The sequence below is a fragment of the Vibrio plantisponsor genome (genome assembly GCF_013041605.1).
GTDB lineage: Bacteria > Pseudomonadota > Gammaproteobacteria > Enterobacterales > Vibrionaceae > Vibrio > Vibrio plantisponsor.
In genome coordinates this window covers 138,382-156,934 of record NZ_JABEQC010000002.1, presented here as the reverse complement: position 1 = coordinate 156,934, position 18,553 = coordinate 138,382, and the positions used below count along the sequence as shown (strand labels likewise).

Below are 18,553 nucleotides of genomic sequence, written 5' to 3'. Positions count from 1 at the left end.
CCAACAGGCACTCTTATCTTTAGCGTTTGTTCAGACATATAGAACAATTAAATCTCGAACATTAAGTTGCCCGGAGCCAAGAACGGCCAGCGTATTACTTCCGGTGCTTGATGGGAATCATCAGCAAAAAAGTACCCTACTTGAGGCAAAGCGAAAACCTGATCGCCACGCTTTAAAGATTGCTCATTGAGAGAACGGTGAGAAAGTTTCGCTTCCCAAAGTTCATCGGTTTGCCAACCAATTGGTGATAATTCAACACGCACTTCAGCCCCAACAGGGTTGATAGACACCACTTCACAAGGCAATGATGCTTGGCTGTTTTCTTTTGTCGATAGGCTCAGCTCATGGCTACGTATGTAAAGCTGACCGTTTTTCTGTGTTGCTTCATTAAATGGTGGCAAAACAAACGCTTCGCCATTCTTCCACTGTTCTTGCTGCCAGTTCGCTTTGAACTGGTTGACGTTACCAAAGAAATCAAACACAAAACGGCTATTCGGATGTGCATACAGTTCAACCGGTGAATCTACCTGCTCAATACGACCATTACTCATCACCACCACGCGATCAGATAGCTCTAACGCCTCATCCTGATCGTGAGTCACGAATACGCTGGTAAAGCCCAGCTCATCGTGCAGACTGCGTAACCAGCGACGCAAGTCTTTACGTACTTTTGCGTCCAATGCACCGAAAGGTTCATCAAGTAAAAGTACTTCTGGCTTGGTTGCTAGCGCTCGCGCAAGTGCAATACGCTGCTTTTGCCCGCCAGAAAGCTGCTCAGGGTAGCGACCGGCTAAATGCCCAAGCTGCACAATTTCCAGCAGTTGCTTTACTCGCTTATTGATTTCAGCTTGAGAAGGACGTTGTGAACGTTCCATTACCTGTAAACCAAACGCCACGTTGTCAGCCACTGTCATGTGACGGAACAGTGCATAGTTTTGGAAAACAAAGCCGACTCGGCGGTCACGTACATGTACGTTAGTCACATCGCGATCGCGAAAATGAATCGTTCCAGAATTGGCACTTTCCAAACCCGCAATAATACGCAGTAGCGTTGTTTTACCTGAACCTGACGGTCCAAGTAAGCCAATCATTTCGCCATCTTCAATATGCAAGGAGAGTGGCGAAAGTGCCTGAAATTTTCCGAAATGCTTCGAAATATTGTCTAAACGAATACTCATAACGTTCCTTGCTGCTCTTGTTCAATGACATGATTTCGTTCTTGTCGCCATTCAACAAAGGCTTTCAAAATCAAAGTTAATAAAGCGATAAAAGCCAAAAGTGACGCACTCGCGAATGCCGCTTCTGATTGGTAATCCTCATAAAGAAGCTGTACATGTAAAGGTAATGTGTTGGTTTCACCACGAATATTACCTGACACAACCGCCACTGCCCCAAATTCACCCACAGCTCGTGCATTAGTTAGGATCACACCGTAAATCAATGCCCACTTAATGTTTGGCAGTGTGACTCGACGAAACAGTTGCCACCAAGAGGCTCCAAGGATCACCGCCGCTTCTTCATCGCTACGACCTTGTTGTTGCATCAGAGGAATCAATTCTCTGGCAACAAACGGACAGGTCACAAACACGGTTACAAGTACAATGCCCGGCCAAGCAAACATGATTTGCAGATCGTGTTCATACAACCATTCACCGAGCCAACCGCTGCTGCCATAAAGCAGCAGGTAAAGCAGACCTGCAACAACAGGCGATACCGCGAATGGAATATCAATTAACGTCGTAAGAAATTTACGCCCTGTAAATTCAAAACGAGTTACAGACCACGCGAGCATCACACCAAAAACTAAGTTAATCGGCACCGTCAGTAACGCCACCACCAAGGTTAAGCCGATTGCATGTAAAGTATCTGGCTCACTAAGGTTAGTAATGTAAGTTTCTAGGCCACTGGCAAAGGCTTGCTGGAAAATGCTTAGCAGTGGAATCAACAACAACACTGCCACAAAAAATAACGCCAGAGAGATTAAACTCCATTTAACCCAAGGCTGTTCACCGACTCGTAAAGGTCTTTGATTTGCTGCTCTTTGACTAGACATAACGAATAGACTCCCTATCGACCATGAATTCGGCGTAAGTACGCGCCTTGCCACAGGTTAATCACTAGCAGAAGTGACAACGAGGTAAGAAGGACGACTGAAGCAATCGCACTCGCCGCAGGGAAATCAAATTCCTGTAAGCGAACAAAGATCATCAGAGAAGTAATTTCACTGACATAAGGCATGTTGCCCGCAATGAATATCACCGCGCCAAACTCGCCTAAACTACGAGTGAATGACAGAGCAACGCCCACCAACAAAGCAGGCCAAAGCGAAGGCATTATCACACGCCAGAATACTGCGCTGTCAGAAGCGCCAAGCGTCATACCCGCTTCTTCTTCCTCACGGGAAATTTCTTCGAGCACTGGTTGTACCGTACGAACAACGAAAGGAATGCTGGTAAACGCCATAGCGACAATAATGCCCAAAGGGGTATACGCCACTTTCAAACCTATGCTTTCCAGTACACTGCCTATCCAACCGTGGCTTGAATACAATGTTGCAAGGGTAATACCTGCAACCGCTGTAGGCAGCGCAAAAGGCAGGTCAACTAGTGCATCAAGAATTCGTTTACCCGGAAAGGTGTAGCGAACCAGAACCCAAGCCAGTAATAGGCCAAAAGCACCGTTAAACAGTGATGCGACAAATGCGGATATCACGGTCACTTTGTAACTTGCTACCACGCGAGGGTCAGCAATCACCTGCCAATATTCACTAAAAGACATTCCCTTGGTTTGCATTACCAGACCTGTTGCTGGGAGCAACAAAATCAAGCTAACAAACAACAATGAGATACCTAAGCTAATTGCAAATCCCGGTAAAACACGGGTTTTCTTAGGTACTCCATGATGTTTCGGGCGAGATGTCACAACAGATCCGCTCATAAACTCTCAATCTAACTTATCAAACAGGAAGATAACCGCCTCTCAGCCCTGCTTAGCAGAGGAAGAGACGGCCTTTATCGATTAACGACGTTGTAATTGATCTAACTTAGCACCATTAGCGAATTGGGTTTTCATTGCTTGATCCCAACCACCGATGATCTGCTCAACAGTCAGTAGTTCTACTTCAGGGAAACGGTCAGCAAATTCTGCTTTTACTGTTTCATCGTGTACACGGTAGTTAAAGCCAGCCAACATACGTTGTGCATCTTCACTGTATAGGTATGAAAGATACTCAGTTGCTACGTCAGTTGTACCGTTACGTTTTGCATTACGCTCAACTACTGCCACAGGGAACTCTGCAAGAATTGACGTTTTCGGTACTACAACTTCGTAGTTATCTTCACCGTACTGTTTACGGATGTTGTTTACTTCTGATTCGAACGTGATAAGAACGTCGCCTAACTGACGCTCAACGAAAGAAGTTGTTGCACCACGACCGCCTGTATCAAATACCGCAACGTTTGCTAGAAATTGCTTCAGGAATTCATCTTGTTTCGCTTCGTTATCTTTACCAAACGCTTTCTGAGCGTAGCCTAGAGCGGCAAGATATGTGTAACGTGCGTTACCTGAAGTTTTCGGGTTAGGGAAAACAGATGATACATCTTCACGTGCTAAATCACCCCAATCCTGTACATTTTTAGGGTTGCCTTTACGCACCAAGAATGCCGTTGTTGAGTAATAAGGTGAACTTGCGTTTGGTAGCAAATCTTGCCAGTTGGCAGGGATTAATTTGCCTTTGTCGTGCAGTACTTGTACGTCTGTAACTTGGTTAAAAGTCACCACATCCGCAGACAGACCTTGCAGAATAGAACGAGCTTGCGCAGATGAACCGCCGTGAGATTGCTTAATCTCAATCGTTTTGCCTGTTTTTTCTTTCCAGTGCTCTGCAAACAACGGGTTATATGAAGCAAACAACTCACGAGCAATATCGTAAGAAGAGTTCAAGATTGTTTGATCTGCTGCTGAGGCGTTGAATGATCCCGCAATTAATAAAGCTGCGAGTGCTGACTTCATCTTTTTCATTATGTTCATACTCCAAAATCATCTTGCCGATATGGCTTCCTTTTAGACTAGAGTATGTGCATAAAACGATTATAACAAAGGTTATAAATAGAACCTTTTGGAATAATATCAAACAATAAATTGTATGCTCATCACTAATAGAGACTTGTGTTGGAGTGGAGAAGAATTAGACAATAGCAGCACTTAAAAGACTAACAATAAAAGGCTGATAACGTGTCTGACTTTCCAACCATTGAAGCTTATGTAGGCCAAACGCCTCTGGTGAAACTACAACGTCTAGCAGCGGGCAGCCAAAGTACCGTGCTCGTGAAACTGGAAGGAAATAACCCTGCTGGTTCAGTTAAAGATCGCCCTGCACTGAATATGATTATCCAAGCCGAAGCTCGTGGCACTATTCAACAAGGTGACACCATTATTGAAGCGACAAGCGGCAACACAGGTATCGCTCTGGCGATGGCGGCTGCGATCAAAGGCTACAAGATGATTCTTATCATGCCGGATAACTCTACTCAGGAGCGCAAGGATTCCATGCGTGCTTATGGCGCAGAGCTGATTCTGGTGAGTAAAGAGCAAGGGATGGAAGGTGCACGCGACTTAGCTCTGAAAATGCAAAGTGAAGGCAAAGGTAAGGTTCTCGATCAGTTCAACAACCCAGACAATCCTGATGCGCACTTTCACTCTACGGGTCCAGAAATCTGGCAACAAAGCCAAGGCAAGATCACTCACTTTGTTTCAAGCATGGGAACAACGGGAACCATTATGGGAGTATCTCGCTACCTAAAGATCCAGAACCCTGAAATTAATATTGTTGGTCTGCAACCTTCAGAAGGCAGTGCTATTCCGGGTATTCGCCGCTGGCCGCAAGAGTATTTACCGGGCATCTTCAATGCCGCTGACGTTGACCAAGTGATAGATATTGATCAACAAGATGCAGAAAATACAGCCAGAACACTGGCGCGTGAAGAAGGCATCTGTGCAGGCGTAAGCTCTGGTGGTGCAGTATTCGCAGCGATTGAAATTGCAAAACAAAATCCGGGCTCGGTGGTGGTTGCGATCATCTGTGATCGCGGCGATCGTTACCTCTCTTCAGGTCTTTTCTCTTAGCGCCTCTTCCTTTCGTAGCTTTTGTCTCGTATTCATCCCCTTATCATTCGCGATGTAAGGGGATAATTGCTCTGTCGTTGTTTGATTTGTTATCATCACTCACCGTTTTCAAGTGACCTTACGCGTGACTTAGCTCATGACTATTTATCTGATAGTTAGAGCAAAAGGACTGCCAACGATACCAACAAGTGATGTAACGCCATGAATCAATCGAGCGAGTCTCTTTCGCACCACACTCCAATGATGCAGCAGTACCTGAAACTCAAGGCTGAAAACCCTGAGATATTACTGTTCTATCGTATGGGGGATTTTTATGAGCTTTTCTACGATGACGCTAAACGCGCGTCGCAACTGTTGGATATCTCTCTGACCAAACGAGGCGCATCTGCCGGAGAACCGATTCCAATGGCGGGCGTTCCATTCCACGCGGTTGAAGGTTACTTAGCGAAATTAGTTCAGTTGGGTGAGTCTGTCGCAATCTGCGAACAGATTGGCGATCCTGCCACCAGCAAAGGTCCTGTTGAACGTAAAGTAGTACGAATTGTTACTCCGGGTACAGTCACTGACGAAGCACTGCTATCTGAACGCCTTGATAACCTTGTGGCTGCGATTTATCACCACGACGGCAAGTTTGGTTACGCCACTTTGGATATCACTTCTGGTCGTTTCCAACTGAGTGAACCTGAAACCGAAGAAGCAATGGCGGCAGAGTTACAAAGAACCGCGCCTCGTGAACTGCTTTTCCCTGAAGATTTCACACCAGTTCAGCTAATGGCGAGCCGCAAGGCTAATCGTCGTCGCCCTATTTGGGAATTTGAACTTGATACCGCGAAACAGCAACTTAACCAACAATTTGGCACTCGTGATCTGGTCGGCTTTGGGGTTGAAAATGCAAAATTGGGATTATGTGCTGCGGGCTGTTTGATCCAGTACGTCAAAGATACTCAGCGCACTGCGCTACCGCATATCCGTTCACTAACGTTTGATCGCCAAGATCAGTCGGTGATTCTCGATGCAGCAACACGCCGCAATTTAGAGCTGACGCAAAACCTCGCCGGCGGTACAGACAACACATTATCGGAAGTGCTTGATCACTGTGCAACACCTATGGGCAGTCGTATGCTCAAGCGTTGGATCCACCAGCCTATGCGTTGCATTAAGACACTGAACCAACGTCTGGATGCGATTGGTGAGATCAAGCAACAAGGTCTATTCGCCGATCTTCATCCTGTATTGAAACAAATCGGCGACATAGAACGCATTTTAGCGCGTCTGGCACTACGCTCTGCCCGACCAAGAGATTTGGCTCGCCTGCGTAATGCCATGCAGCAGCTTCCTGAACTGAGCGATACATTGACTGAGCTGTCGCATCCTTATCTGGCGAAGTTACGCGATTACACCCAACCTATGGATGAACTGTGTGACCTGCTAGAAAGAGCTATCAAGGAAAACCCACCAGTGGTCATTCGTGATGGCGGAGTGATTGCAGAAGGCTATAACGCTGAACTTGATGAATGGCGAGATCTCGCCACTGGCGCAACCGAATATCTGGAAAAACTGGAAGCGGATGAACGTGACCGTCACGGTATCGACACGCTTAAAGTCGGTTACAACGCGGTTCATGGTTTCTTTATTCAGGTAAGCCGAGGACAAAGTCACCTTGTTCCGCCACATTATGTGCGTCGCCAAACCTTGAAGAACGCTGAACGCTACATCATTCCAGAGTTGAAAGAACACGAAGATAAAGTGCTGAACTCAAAATCGAAAGCACTGGCTTTGGAGAAGCAACTTTGGGATCAACTGTTCGATTTATTACAGCCTCATCTTGAACAAATGCAGAACCTTGCATCCGCTTTGTCACAACTGGATGTACTGCAAAACTTAGCTGAGCGCGCAGAAAGTTTAGATTACTGCCGCCCAACTCTTACCGAAGCACCGGGGATTCATATCCAGTCAGGTCGTCATCCTGTGGTTGAGCAAGTAATGAATGATCCGTTTATTGCTAACCCAATAGAACTGCACGCTCAGCGTAAAATGTTGATCATCACAGGTCCAAACATGGGCGGTAAATCCACTTATATGCGCCAAACAGCGTTAATTGCGCTGCTTGCACACATTGGCTGCTATGTTCCGGCGGAATCGGCGCAAATCGGTTTGTTAGACAGAATCTTCACCCGTATCGGCGCTTCGGATGATCTCGCTTCTGGACGTTCAACCTTCATGGTGGAAATGACAGAAACAGCTAATATCCTGCATAACGCAACAGAGAAAAGCTTAGTGTTAATGGATGAAATAGGCCGTGGAACCAGTACTTATGATGGTCTTTCACTGGCTTGGGCAAGTGCCGAGTGGTTGGCAAAACAGATCGGTGCTTTAACCCTGTTTGCGACTCACTATTTTGAACTCACTGAACTGCCGAATGTGTTGCCGAATTTGGCGAACGTTCACTTAGATGCGGTTGAGCATGGTGACAGCATTGCCTTCATGCACGCGGTACAAGAAGGCGCTGCCAGCAAATCTTATGGCTTGGCCGTTGCAGGTTTGGCTGGTGTACCGAAAACGGTGATCAAAAATGCGCGCAGCAAGCTGACTCAATTAGAGCAGCACAGTCTACAGCAAACGGGGCAACCTTCTTCGGCATCAAGCTCCAGAGTGGATATCGCCAACCAACTAAGTTTGATCCCTGAGCCAAGTGAAGTTGAGAATGCATTGGCTGCCATAGATCCTGACGATTTAACCCCACGCCAAGCGTTAGAAGAGTTGTATCGTCTGAAGAAATTGCTGTAACTATCTTTGCTGGATTCAATAACAAAAAGGCACTCATAGAGTGCCTTTTTACTAAATAAAAATTGTGCTTAAAAATGAGGTAATTAAGCTTCCACTTCCACGTTGAACAAAGATTCCATGTTCAAACCTTGTTTCATCAGAATCTCTCTCAAACGGCGTAAACCTTCTACTTGAATCTGACGAACACGTTCACGAGTCAAGTTGATTTCACGTCCAACTTCTTCCAACGTTGATGGCTCATAACCTAACAAACCAAAGCGTCGTGCTAACACTTCTTTTTGTTTAGGATTTAACTCTTCAAGCCACGCAATCAATGAATCACGGATGTCATCGTCTTGAGTCGAAACTTCAGGATCGGAGTTGTTAATGTCTGGAATAATATCGAGTAGCGCTTTATCCCCGTCACCACCAATAGGTGTATCTACAGAGCTGATGCGTTCATTTAAACGCAGCATCTTGCTGACATCATCAACCGGTTTATCCAGTTCAGAGGCGATCTCTTCCGCTGTTGGTTCATGGTCGAGTTTTTGCGAAAGTTCACGTGCGGTACGTAGATAGATATTGAGCTCTTTAACTACGTGAATTGGTAGACGAATCGTACGAGTTTGATTCATCAGCGCACGTTCAATCGTTTGACGGATCCACCAAGTAGCGTAGGTTGAAAAGCGGAATCCACGTTCTGGATCGAATTTTTCAACCGCACGGATCAAGCCCAAGTTACCTTCTTCAATAAGATCCAGTAAAGCGAGACCACGATTGCTATAACGACGGGATATTTTCACCACCAGACGCAGGTTGCTCTCTATCATGCGTCGTCTTGCAGCTTCGTCTCCACGAAGTGCTCGGCGAGCATAAAGAACTTCTTCTTCGGCGGTTAAAAGAGGTGAGAAACCAATCTCGCTGAGATACATTTGCGTTGCATCTAAGCTTTTGGTTGACGCATCGAACTCTTCACGGATATCTTCCGTTTGGTCAATGTCATCGTCTTCGGCAGTTAGCTTAGCATCCACTTCAACAACATCTGTTGAATCAATATCTAAGTCAAACTCTTCTTCCTTGGTTACTGTATTGCTGATACTCATAGCGCCTCCCCCGGCGAGCTAGCAAGACATTACTACTCAATATGTCACTACATAACTCTTAACAAGTATATTTAAGGTAAATACCGTTTTGGATTCACAGACTTACCTTGATAACGAATTTCAAAGTGCAGACGAACACTGTTCGTACCGGAACTGCCCATTGTTGCTATTTTTTGGCCAGCTTTAACACTTTGTCCTTCTTTAACCAACAGCCGGTCATTATGGGCATAAGCACTTAAATAATGCTCATTATGCTTCACGATGATTAAGTTGCCGTAACCTCGTAATGCATTACCCGAATAGACCACGGTTCCTGCAGCAGTAGAAGTAATGGATTGACCTCGCTGTCCTGCAATGTCGATACCTTTATTTCCTTGATCTCCTGCTGAAAAGTTTTTAACAACTCTCCCTTTCGTTGGCCATAACCACTTGTCGACTTTATCGTTCTGTGGTTTAGGTTTACTTACAGTTTTGTTAACGTTTTGTTGAGTATTAGAACCAACATACTCCTTTGTTTTCGATTGATCAATCGCCTTATTTGGATCTTTTTTGACCGAATTTGCCGATTTGTTAGCTTGAGCAGCATTAGAATTTTTGCTCGATTTCGGGGGAGAAACCGAGGTTGATGTGGCTGCTGCCACTGTTGGAACACTAGATGTAGTAGCAACCACTGCTCCAGCCCCTGTACCACCGTAAGCAGGTGCTGTATATGCAGGACGCCAAAGTCTTAACTTCTGACCTGGGTGAATGGTGTAAGGCGGGGTTAATTTATTGTAACTGATGATGTCATTTACATCTTTGTCTGTGACATAAGCTATAAAATACAGCGTATCGCCACGGTTCACTTCATAGTAACTGCCGCGATAACTGCCTCGTTGTATATCTCGGTAGTCTTTCTTCAACCCAGACACTGGCGCAGGAGAGCTTGCTGCACAGCCTAACAATAGGCCACACAGTCCACACGCTAACAATGTCTTTAGCTGAAAACCCTTCATTACGCTAAGTCACCAGCGACTAAAGGTACAAACCGTACCGTTTCTATTAACTGAGAAATAAACTCATCACCTTTACGAATTATTTTATAGAGCTGCTGTTCATCTTCACCGACAGGAATAACTAAACGTCCTCCGTCAGCAAGCTGATCGAGCAAAGCTTGTGGCACTTTCTGAGCCGCAGCCGTCACTATGATCGCATCAAATGGGGCTTTTGCTGCCCAGCCCTGCCATCCGTCGCCATGTTTCGTCGAGACGTTATAAATATCGAGCTGCTTGAGACGACGTTTCGCCTCCCATTGCAAAGATTTAATCCGTTCAACAGAAAACACATGCTCAACTAAGTGAGACAAGATAGCCGTCTGATAACCAGAGCCAGTCCCTACTTCCAACACTCGACTATTTCGCTGCAATTCCAACATTTGAGTCATTTTTGCAACAATATACGGCTGAGAGATAGTTTGCCCCTGGCCAATCGGCAGAGCATTGTTGTCATACGCCTGATGAACCATAGCTTGAGAAACGAAGTATTCACGAGGCAATTGATGTATTACCTGCAACACTTGCTGATCAGTAATACCGTTTGCTAATAAAAACTGAATTAATTTATCGGCTTTTGGATTAGCCATCAGTTCTGTCCTTTAACCAATGATCCATACTACCTAAAGACTCATGCGCAGTGAGATCCACTTGCAATGGAGTCAGTGAAACAAATCCATGCTCAATAGCATAGAAATCGGTACCTTCACCGGCATCTTGCTCTTTGCCCGGAGGACCTAACCAATAAATATCATGACCTCGAGGATCTTTCTGCCTAATCATGCTTTCTGCGTGATGACGAGCACCTAAACGCGTCACTTGCGTACCAGTAAGCTCTTCAAATGGGACATCTGGAACATTCACGTTCAATAAACGATTAGTTGGAATAGGTCGACGCAGATGTTGCTCTACCAATTGGCGGGCAATTTTTCCTGCTGTAGAAAAGTGTTGGTTTCCAACTAATGAAAAAGCAATCGACTGAACACCGAGGAAGTGACCTTCCATTGCAGCGGCAACAGTACCAGAGTAAAGAACGTCATCGCCAAGGTTCGCACCATGGTTGATTCCGGTTAACACCAGATCCGGCATTGAGTCTTTGAGCAGTTCATTCAAAGCGAAATGGACACAGTCCGTTGGCGTACCTTGAACTGAGTATGTATTCGGCGCGACTTGAGAAACACGCAGTGGCTGTTCCAATGTCAGCGAGTTCGACGCTCCAGAGCGGTTTCTGTCTGGCGCAACAATAATTACTTCTGCGAGATCCGAGATGGCAGCCGCTAGAGCATGAATACCATCGGCAAACACGCCATCATCATTGCTTAATAGTATTTTTAGTTTTTTATCACTCATAAACACGCTCTACAGGAATCTCTTCTATTAGTTCTCTCACTATCGAAGTCGCAAAACTGCCCGCATCAAGAGCGAATTTTAACGTAATAGAATCACCGTCCACTTGCCAACTCAAATCTTGGGCTTTCAACGCTATTGCTCGGCGATCATGACGCATGCGATTACCGCGAATTAGCTTCATCAAGTCTTCTTCAGCATCGATAAAGTGCTGTTCAATCTTCTGCGCTTCTGCTTGTGTCGGCAGTTCGTTATCACCAGCTAACGCCGCAGAAATCTGCGCTTTATCTTGCTCAAGTAATTGGTTGAATTCAGAAGTCTTATCTGCACTCACCAACGTTTGCTCACCGTTAACCAGAGCGATATCACCGTCGATGAAACGATAGAAACAGTTTTGCTCAATACGCGAAGAAACAATGCGGTTGAATATCCATGAACGAGCAGTAGACAGATAAAGACTGCGTTGGTTCTGGTTACGAGTACGGACGTTTTCACGCCCCCAACGGCGAGATTCTTCTAAGTTGTTACCATCTTTACCAAAACGCTGATTACCGAAGTAATTGGGCACACCTTGTTGTGCCACCACTTCCAAACGTTTAACCACTTCTTCAACATCAGTGACTTCTGACATAGTGACTTCGAAGTAGTTACCCGCTAAGTCACCCGGACGTAACTTTTTGTTGTGGCGAGTCATCGCTAGCACTTCAATGCTCGGATGTTGTGATTGAAACAGCGCAAGATTCGGAAATCCCGCGCTAGGTAAATGAACACTTAACCATTGTTCTGTCACAGCATGACGGTCTTTCAAACCTGCCCAGCTAACATCTTTTGACTTTACGCCACACGCTTTCGCCAGTTCATTGGCAACAAAGCTGGTATTTTCACCCGTCTTACGAATAGAAACCATGAGGTGCTCACCGCTACCCGTAAACTCATACCCCAGATTTTCAACCACTTTAAAATCTTCTGGTTTAGCTTTTATTTTGCCTTTCGCTGTAGGTTTACCGCACAGGTAAGCGAGTGAAGATAAAATATCTGTCATTTTCGACTCTTTATGCTTTCATCAGTAGTACAACGGCTTCACACGCAATGCCTTCTTTGCGGCCAGTGAAACCTAAACGTTCAGAAGTCGTTGCTTTGACATTGATATTACCAATATCAGTCTCTAGATCCTGAGCAATAGACGCACACATCGCTTCTATATGAGGAGCCATTTTAGGTGCCTGAGCAATAATGGTGACGTCAGCGTTTCCTAGGCGATAGCCCGACTCTTTTACTCGACGATAAACATCTTTCAACAGTTCACGGCTATCTGCTCCTTTCCATTTATCATCAGTATCCGGAAAGTGCTTACCAATATCACCCGCAGCAATCGCGCCGAGCAGCGCATCACATAACGCATGCAAAGCAACATCACCATCAGAATGCGCAATTAAACCTTGTTCATAAGGAACGGCAACTCCGCCAATAATGACAGGGCCTTCACCACCAAATTTATGCACATCAAAACCATGGCCAATTCGTATCATGCTTATTCCTTATTTCGGCTCAAATAGAACTCAGCCAACGCGAGATCTTCTGGCTGAGTAATTTTTATGTTATCTGCTCGGCCATTAACTAGAGCCGGGCTTAAATTCAGTCGTTCAAATGCGGATGCTTCATCGGTGATATTCGCTTTACTCGCTAACCCATCAATCAAAGCTTCGCGCAAAGGTAGAGTGCGGAACATTTGTGGCGTCAAAGCATGCCAGAGATTCGAACGTTCAACCGTATGGTCTATATTCTGCAGCTCATCGCTACGCTTCATCGTATCTCTGACTGGAGCCGCGAGAATGGCGCCAACAGAATGTATTTCAGCACATTCGATGAGTCGTGTAACATCCTGCTCTGTGAAACAGGGGCGAGCCGCATCATGAACGAGAACCCATTCGCTGACTTCATGTTTACAGATGTAATTCAATGCTGAAAGAACGGAGTCTGCTCGTTCCTTGCCGCCGTTAACTCGGATAACTTGAGGGTGGTTAGCAAGTGCTAACGTAGAAAAGTAAGGATCATCTTCGCTGACGGCAACAACCACTTTAGAGACTTTAGGATGTGCCAGTAGTTTGGACACGGTGTGCTCAAGTACGGTTTTTCCCAAAAGTTTTAAATATTGTTTCGGACGGTCGGCCTGCATCCGACTGCCAACGCCCGCAGCAGGTACAACCGCAATGATTGATTTATCCATTAACGATTATCCTCTCCGGTAATACGGTAAAAAGTTTCTCCACTTTTCACCATTCCCAATTCGTGACGAGCTCTTTCTTCAATCGCATCAAGCCCTTGTCGCAAGTCATCAATTTCCGCGAACATCTCTTGGTTACGTTGATGTAAGTTAGTATTCACTTGCTCTTGAACTTCTATCTCTGCCGCAACAGCATGATAATCAGATATTCCGTTCTTCCCCTGCCATAAGCTGTATTGTAGAAAACCAAGCAGCAGGGTTAAGGTCACCGCAAGTACTCGCATTACTTTCACACTCGTCAATATTGATAAAAATCGGTGTATATAGAAGAAAGGCCGAATAAAAACGGCCTTTTTGTCAATTTGGGTAGAAACGCCCTATTTATACCATAAGCCCCCTTTTCAGGCGACTAACGGCTTAATAGAAAGGCAAATAACCCGACACCTAAAATCAAACGGTAAATTACAAATGGGGTCATACCCATTCGAGAAATAAGCTTTAAGAAAAAGAAAATACAGATATAGGCGCTAACAAATGACGTCAAAATACCTGTCATCAAGAATCCTAGATGGATTGGTTCACCACTGGTAACCAGCTTCAAACCTAGGTAGCTTCCCGCCAGTACGATAATCGGAATCGACATTAAAAACGAAAAACGCGCTGCCGCTTCACGAGTAAAACCAAGATAAAGAGCCGCAGTAATGGTAATTCCTGAACGTGAAGTTCCAGGAATCATGGCTACCGCTTGTGCGAAACCGATGAAGAGCGCTTTCTTCCAACCCGCTTGATACTCATTAATATTCTGTTTAGCCGTTTTATCGGCGTACCACAGAGGAATGCCGAAAATAATGGTAGTAGCGGCAATCACCCATGCACTACGCAAGTAGACTTCAATGACGTCTTTCATCACTAAGCCAAAGATACAAGCTGGGATAGTCGCTAAAATAATGCACCAAGCTAAGTTGGCTTCTTTGCTTCGATCTCCTTTGAAAATAGAAGCAAAAAATGCGCTTAACAGTGCTTTAACTTCGTTTCTAAAGTAAATCACAACCGCAGTTAGGGTGCCGACATGAACCGCCACATCAAACGCTAAACCCTGATCAGCCCAACCTAATACTGCCGATGGCAAGATAAGATGTGCAGAGCTGGAAATTGGCAAAAATTCAGTAAAACCCTGAATTAAAGCCAACATAAAAGACTCGAAATAACTCATTATTTTCTCTTACTTGATACTAAACCAGAGGGGAACTGGTTTTAGTTGTTCTAAAAGTTCAGCGTTTTGCCAGACCTTTTCGATAGACAAATCTGTTCCCGGAATATTGAGTTCGGGGCATAACTCATACAAAGGCTGTATCACAAATGGATATTGATAAATATCCGGACGCGGGACAACAGGTGAGCTTGGGGATATGACATCACCAAACAGAATAATATCCATATCCAGAGTTCGATCTTGATACTTTTTCGCATCAATATCGCGCCCCCAACGATACTCTGCGTCTTTTAAACACTGCTGAAAATCGTGTAGAGACAATGAAGTTTTTAACTCCACCACTAAATTGAAAAAAGGATGACTATCAAACCCTTGAGCTGGGCACTCATATATCGTTGAAAGACGTAATTCGCTTCCCACTAAGCTCAGCTCTTGAATTGCAGCTTCAATATGACGGCGTCGTTCTATGTTAGAACCTACGCCAACATAGGCAGTGATCATAATGATCCTCTTTCGATGATCACTCCTACACCTTTCGCCTGCGGAACTGCACCCGGCTTTGTTAGTCGAATACGAATCCAAGGCACACTAAAGCGTTGCATGATTAAGCTAGCGACTTCTTCTGCCACCCTTTCAACCAATAAGAAACGGCCTGATTCAATATGTTCAATCACAGCTTGGCTGACTTGAGCGTAGTCTAGAGCATGCGCAACATCATCGCTGTTGCCTGCTGGCTTATTGTCATGAGCCATTTCCAAATCGAGAACCAGTTTTTGTTTAATGGTCTGTTCCCAGTCATAAACCCCTATTGTGGTAATGACTTCTAGCTGCTCTATAAAGACTTTATCCATCTTCTATCGAATTCCTTCCAACAGTTAAACTCAATTACAGGTCGGATACCTATATTGAGTAAAAAAACGTACTATCGTCGCCAATCGCGATATCATATACGAAACCGCGTTTAGATGGGTAAACCAAACAGAATTTTTACTTAAAGACACTCATGCCAGCTTGAAGTTACTAGTCGCATGGGTATAACAAAACAATGTAAAGCCCAGTTCAAAAAACTCACCGTATTGAGGCAATAATGACGCCATTGGCACTAATAATGATAATTTCCGCTTATTTACTGGGTTCGATCTCCAGTGCGGTGCTGATCTGTCGTTTATTACGCCTGCCAGACCCTAGAGGTGTGGGTTCAAATAATCCGGGTGCGACAAACGTCTTACGAATTGGTGGCAAAAAAGCAGCGGCGGCTGTGTTACTGTGCGACATGCTCAAAGGTACAATTCCGGTTTGGGCGGGTTACTTTCTAAAAATAGATCCTCTTATTTTGGGTTTGGTTGCCATCGCGGCATGCCTTGGTCATATGTACCCTATTTTCTTCCACTTTAAAGGTGGGAAAGGGGTCGCTACCGCTTTAGGTGCTATCGCCCCTATCGGATTAGATTTAACAACCATGATTATGGCGACTTGGCTATTTGTGGCTGTCATTTTCCGTTATTCATCTTTGGCCGCGATAGTCACCGTGTTGCTTGCCCCTCTTTATACATGGCTGGTCAAACCCCAATACACTCTGCCAGTAGCCATGCTCTGCTGCTTAATTATCTTGCGCCATCATCAAAACATTAAGCGTCTTTTTGCCGGAACAGAACCTAAAGTCGGCGAGAAAAAGAAAGCTTAATCACTTAGCGATTCCACAAACTCCAAACATAAAAAAACGGCCGCTATTGCGACCGTTTTTCTTATTCGGCTTTAATTACTCAATAGGAGTCAATTGATCAATTGGCCAGCGAGGACGAGCTTCAACGCTCAAATCTGTCACATCACCATTCTTCAAGCGTTGCATACCAGCAAACGCAATCATAGCGCCATTATCGGTACAAAACTCAGTACGTGGGTAATACACTTCACCACCGATTTTTTCTGCCAGCTTAGCTAAATCTGCGCGTAACTGTTTATTTGCACTTACACCACCGGCAATAACAATTCGCTTCATGCCAGTTTCTTCCAGCGCACGTTTACACTTAATCACCAGCGTTGAACAAACAGCATCTTGGAATGCATAGGCAATATCAGCACGAGTTTGTTCATCGTCACCATTTGCAGCAATCGTGTTAGCCGTGAAAGTTTTCAGACCAGAGAAGCTCATTTCCAGCCCTGGTCGATCCGTCATAGGACGCGGAAACTTAAAGCGCCCCGGAGTACCTTTTTCAGCTAAGCGTGAAAGCAAAGGGCCACCTGGGTAATCCAGCCCCATGAGTTTCGCAGTTTTATCAAACGCTTCACCAGCCGCATCATCAATAGATTCGCCAAGAATGCGGTACTCACCAATGCCTTTTACTTCAACCATCATGCTGTGGCCGCCTGAAACAAGCAGTGCAACAAATGGGAACGGAGGTGGGTTGTCTTCCAACATCGGAGCGAGTAAGTGTCCTTCCATATGGTGTACCGCAACAGCCGGAACGTTCCAAGCATAAGCAATACTGCGTCCAATAGTTGCGCCAACTAATAGAGCTCCAACAAGACCGGGTCCTGCTGTATAAGCGACCCCATCAATGTCTTTCGGCGTTAAATTCGCTTCAGCCATTGCTGCTTTAATCAGTGGAATGGTTTTCTTAACGTGGTCACGCGAAGCCAGTTCTGGCACAACACCGCCGTAGTCAGCGTGAAGTTTAACTTGGCTATAAAGCTTATGTGACAGCAATCCCTTCTCGTCATCGTAAATCGCTATACCCGTCTCATCACAAGAGGTTTCAATACCAATAATACGCATATTTTTCTCAGCACACTGCCATCTAAAATTTCAAATTGGCGCAATGTTACAACGGCTTCGCTTCACAAACAAATTTTGTACAGAGGCTAAACGACAAAGTACTTTACAAAGGCACAACGATCGGATTAAAATTCCGCACCATTTTTGATCTAGCTGATTAAAGACCAAACGAATAAGAAACCTTGTTGATTTGGTCACTGAATATCAGCATTAACGAATAACCCCTGAGGTGAAAGGCATATGCCAGTAGTTAAAGTACGTGAAAACGAACCGTTCGACGTTGCACTACGTCGTTTCAAACGCTCTTGCGAAAAAGCAGGTATCCTTTCTGAAGTGCGTCGTCGTGAGCACTACGAAAAACCAACTACAGTTCGCAAACGCGCTAAAGCAGCAGCTCAAAAGCGTCACGCTAAGAAGCTTGCTCGCGAAAACGCTCGTCGCGTTCGCCTGTACTAATAGCTTTTTCCTAATTAAGGATTAAGTTATGGCTCTTATTGATAATCTCAGAGAAGAGCAAAAATTAGCGATGAAAGCCAAGGACAAAGCGCGCCTTGGCACTATTCGTTTAGCCCTTTCAGCAATCAAACAACGTGAAGTTGACGAGAAGATTACTCTGACCGATGACGATATCGTTGCTGTGCTGACCAAAATGGTTAAACAACGTCGCGATTCTGTATCGCAATATGAAGCAGCAAATCGTTTAGATTTAGCTGAAGTGGAGCAAGCAGAAATCACCATCCTTGAGGAATTTATGCCTCAACCACTGAGCGAAGAAGAAGTGTTAGCACTGATTGAAAGTGCAATCGCAGAATCCTCTCCAGCGGGCATGCAAGACATGGGTAAAGTGATGGCTATCTTGAAACCACAAATTCAAGGGCGTGCAGATATGGGTAAAGTCAGCGGTTTAGTTCGCGCTAAACTGGCTTAATCCAGAACTCTATTGCAGCAAGCCGTGCTATTCTTTGAATG

21 protein-coding genes are annotated in these 18,553 nt (G+C 45.1%); 5 read left to right on the top strand and 16 right to left on the bottom strand.

Annotated features, from left to right (window positions below; translation table 11 throughout):
* Positions 1-47 precede the first annotated feature (47 nt).
* From HKI82_RS04105 to cysP, 4 genes are all read right to left on the bottom strand, one after another.
* Positions 48-1,178, bottom strand: coding sequence for a sulfate/molybdate ABC transporter ATP-binding protein (locus HKI82_RS04105; RefSeq protein WP_102943037.1), 1,131 nt, complete (start codon positions 1,176-1,178; stop codon positions 48-50).
* Positions 1,175-2,053 (bottom strand): sulfate ABC transporter permease subunit CysW, encoded by an 879-nt coding sequence (cysW, locus tag HKI82_RS04100; protein WP_171137290.1) that lies wholly within the window; start codon positions 2,051-2,053, stop codon positions 1,175-1,177. The genes HKI82_RS04105 and cysW overlap by 4 nt, the downstream gene beginning before the upstream one ends.
* A 14-nt stretch (positions 2,054-2,067) precedes the next feature.
* Complete coding sequence (gene cysT, locus HKI82_RS04095) at positions 2,068-2,937, bottom strand: sulfate/thiosulfate ABC transporter permease CysT (protein WP_171137289.1); 870 nt, start codon at positions 2,935-2,937, stop codon at positions 2,068-2,070.
* 81 nt (positions 2,938-3,018) lie between these two features.
* A complete protein-coding gene (gene cysP, locus HKI82_RS04090; RefSeq protein ID WP_102943034.1) occupies positions 3,019-4,020 on the bottom strand; it encodes a thiosulfate ABC transporter substrate-binding protein CysP in 1,002 nt (333 codons plus the stop codon).
* Positions 4,021-4,233: 213 nt separating this feature from the next.
* Here cysP and cysM point away from each other — a divergent pair, with 213 nt between their 5' ends.
* The gene (cysM, locus tag HKI82_RS04085; RefSeq protein WP_171137288.1) at positions 4,234-5,124 is read left to right on the top strand and encodes a cysteine synthase CysM; all 891 of its coding nucleotides are present in this window, start codon (positions 4,234-4,236) and stop codon (positions 5,122-5,124) included.
* A gap of 201 nt (positions 5,125-5,325) precedes the next feature.
* Complete coding sequence (gene mutS / locus HKI82_RS04080; protein WP_171137287.1) at positions 5,326-7,911, top strand: DNA mismatch repair protein MutS; 2,586 nt, start codon at positions 5,326-5,328, stop codon at positions 7,909-7,911.
* Between the two features lie 83 nt (positions 7,912-7,994).
* On the opposite strand, the gene rpoS is transcribed toward mutS, so the two are convergent.
* From rpoS to folB, 11 genes are all read right to left on the bottom strand, one after another.
* Complete coding sequence (rpoS, locus tag HKI82_RS04075; protein WP_102943031.1) at positions 7,995-8,993, bottom strand: RNA polymerase sigma factor RpoS; 999 nt, start codon at positions 8,991-8,993, stop codon at positions 7,995-7,997.
* 71 nt (positions 8,994-9,064) lie between these two features.
* Positions 9,065-9,988, bottom strand: a complete 924-nt coding sequence (locus HKI82_RS04070) for a peptidoglycan DD-metalloendopeptidase family protein (RefSeq protein WP_171137286.1) — start codon at positions 9,986-9,988, stop codon at positions 9,065-9,067.
* The gene (locus HKI82_RS04065; RefSeq protein WP_102943029.1) at positions 9,988-10,614 is read right to left on the bottom strand and encodes a protein-L-isoaspartate(D-aspartate) O-methyltransferase; all 627 of its coding nucleotides are present in this window, start codon (positions 10,612-10,614) and stop codon (positions 9,988-9,990) included. Before HKI82_RS04065 ends, HKI82_RS04070 begins: the two co-directional genes overlap by 1 nt.
* Complete coding sequence (gene surE, locus HKI82_RS04060; protein WP_102943028.1) at positions 10,607-11,374, bottom strand: 5'/3'-nucleotidase SurE; 768 nt, start codon at positions 11,372-11,374, stop codon at positions 10,607-10,609. Before surE ends, HKI82_RS04065 begins: the two co-directional genes overlap by 8 nt.
* Entirely contained in the window at positions 11,367-12,413 is a 1,047-nt protein-coding gene (truD, locus tag HKI82_RS04055) for a tRNA pseudouridine(13) synthase TruD (protein WP_102943027.1), read from the bottom strand. The genes surE and truD overlap by 8 nt, the downstream gene beginning before the upstream one ends.
* A gap of 10 nt (positions 12,414-12,423) precedes the next feature.
* On the bottom strand, positions 12,424-12,900 hold the full coding sequence (gene ispF / locus HKI82_RS04050) for a 2-C-methyl-D-erythritol 2,4-cyclodiphosphate synthase (protein WP_102943026.1): 477 nt from the start codon (positions 12,898-12,900) through the stop codon (positions 12,424-12,426).
* A 2-nt stretch (positions 12,901-12,902) separates the two neighbouring features.
* Positions 12,903-13,598: a 2-C-methyl-D-erythritol 4-phosphate cytidylyltransferase gene (gene ispD, locus HKI82_RS04045; protein WP_171137285.1), complete on the bottom strand. Its 696-nt coding sequence runs from the start codon at positions 13,596-13,598 to the stop codon at positions 12,903-12,905.
* Positions 13,598-13,879 carry a cell division protein FtsB gene (gene ftsB, locus HKI82_RS04040; RefSeq protein ID WP_042480612.1) on the bottom strand — a complete coding sequence of 94 codons (282 nt, stop codon included), beginning with the start codon at positions 13,877-13,879 and terminating at the stop codon, positions 13,598-13,600. Before ftsB ends, ispD begins: the two co-directional genes overlap by 1 nt.
* A gap of 125 nt (positions 13,880-14,004) precedes the next feature.
* Complete coding sequence (locus HKI82_RS04035) at positions 14,005-14,808, bottom strand: undecaprenyl-diphosphate phosphatase (protein WP_102943024.1); 804 nt, start codon at positions 14,806-14,808, stop codon at positions 14,005-14,007.
* 9 nt (positions 14,809-14,817) lie between these two features.
* Positions 14,818-15,309: a 2-amino-4-hydroxy-6-hydroxymethyldihydropteridine diphosphokinase gene (folK, locus tag HKI82_RS04030; RefSeq protein ID WP_102943023.1), complete on the bottom strand. Its 492-nt coding sequence runs from the start codon at positions 15,307-15,309 to the stop codon at positions 14,818-14,820.
* Positions 15,306-15,659 carry a bifunctional dihydroneopterin aldolase/7,8-dihydroneopterin epimerase gene (gene folB, locus HKI82_RS04025; RefSeq protein WP_102943022.1) on the bottom strand — a complete coding sequence of 118 codons (354 nt, stop codon included), beginning with the start codon at positions 15,657-15,659 and terminating at the stop codon, positions 15,306-15,308. Before folB ends, folK begins: the two co-directional genes overlap by 4 nt.
* Before the next feature lie 236 nt (positions 15,660-15,895).
* Here folB and plsY point away from each other — a divergent pair, with 236 nt between their 5' ends.
* Positions 15,896-16,492, top strand: coding sequence for a glycerol-3-phosphate 1-O-acyltransferase PlsY (gene plsY / locus HKI82_RS04020; protein WP_102943021.1), 597 nt, complete (start codon positions 15,896-15,898; stop codon positions 16,490-16,492).
* Between the two features lie 75 nt (positions 16,493-16,567).
* Here plsY and tsaD read toward each other — a convergent pair whose 3' ends face one another.
* Complete coding sequence (tsaD, locus tag HKI82_RS04015) at positions 16,568-17,584, bottom strand: tRNA (adenosine(37)-N6)-threonylcarbamoyltransferase complex transferase subunit TsaD (RefSeq protein WP_102943020.1); 1,017 nt, start codon at positions 17,582-17,584, stop codon at positions 16,568-16,570.
* Between the two features lie 240 nt (positions 17,585-17,824).
* Here tsaD and rpsU point away from each other — a divergent pair, with 240 nt between their 5' ends.
* Together rpsU and HKI82_RS04005 are read left to right on the top strand one after the other, a co-directional pair.
* A complete protein-coding gene (gene rpsU / locus HKI82_RS04010) occupies positions 17,825-18,040 on the top strand; it encodes a 30S ribosomal protein S21 (protein WP_001145625.1) in 216 nt (71 codons plus the stop codon).
* 28 nt (positions 18,041-18,068) lie between these two features.
* Positions 18,069-18,512 (top strand): GatB/YqeY domain-containing protein, encoded by a 444-nt coding sequence (locus HKI82_RS04005; protein ID WP_102943019.1) that lies wholly within the window; start codon positions 18,069-18,071, stop codon positions 18,510-18,512.
* Positions 18,513-18,553: the final 41 nt, after the last annotated feature.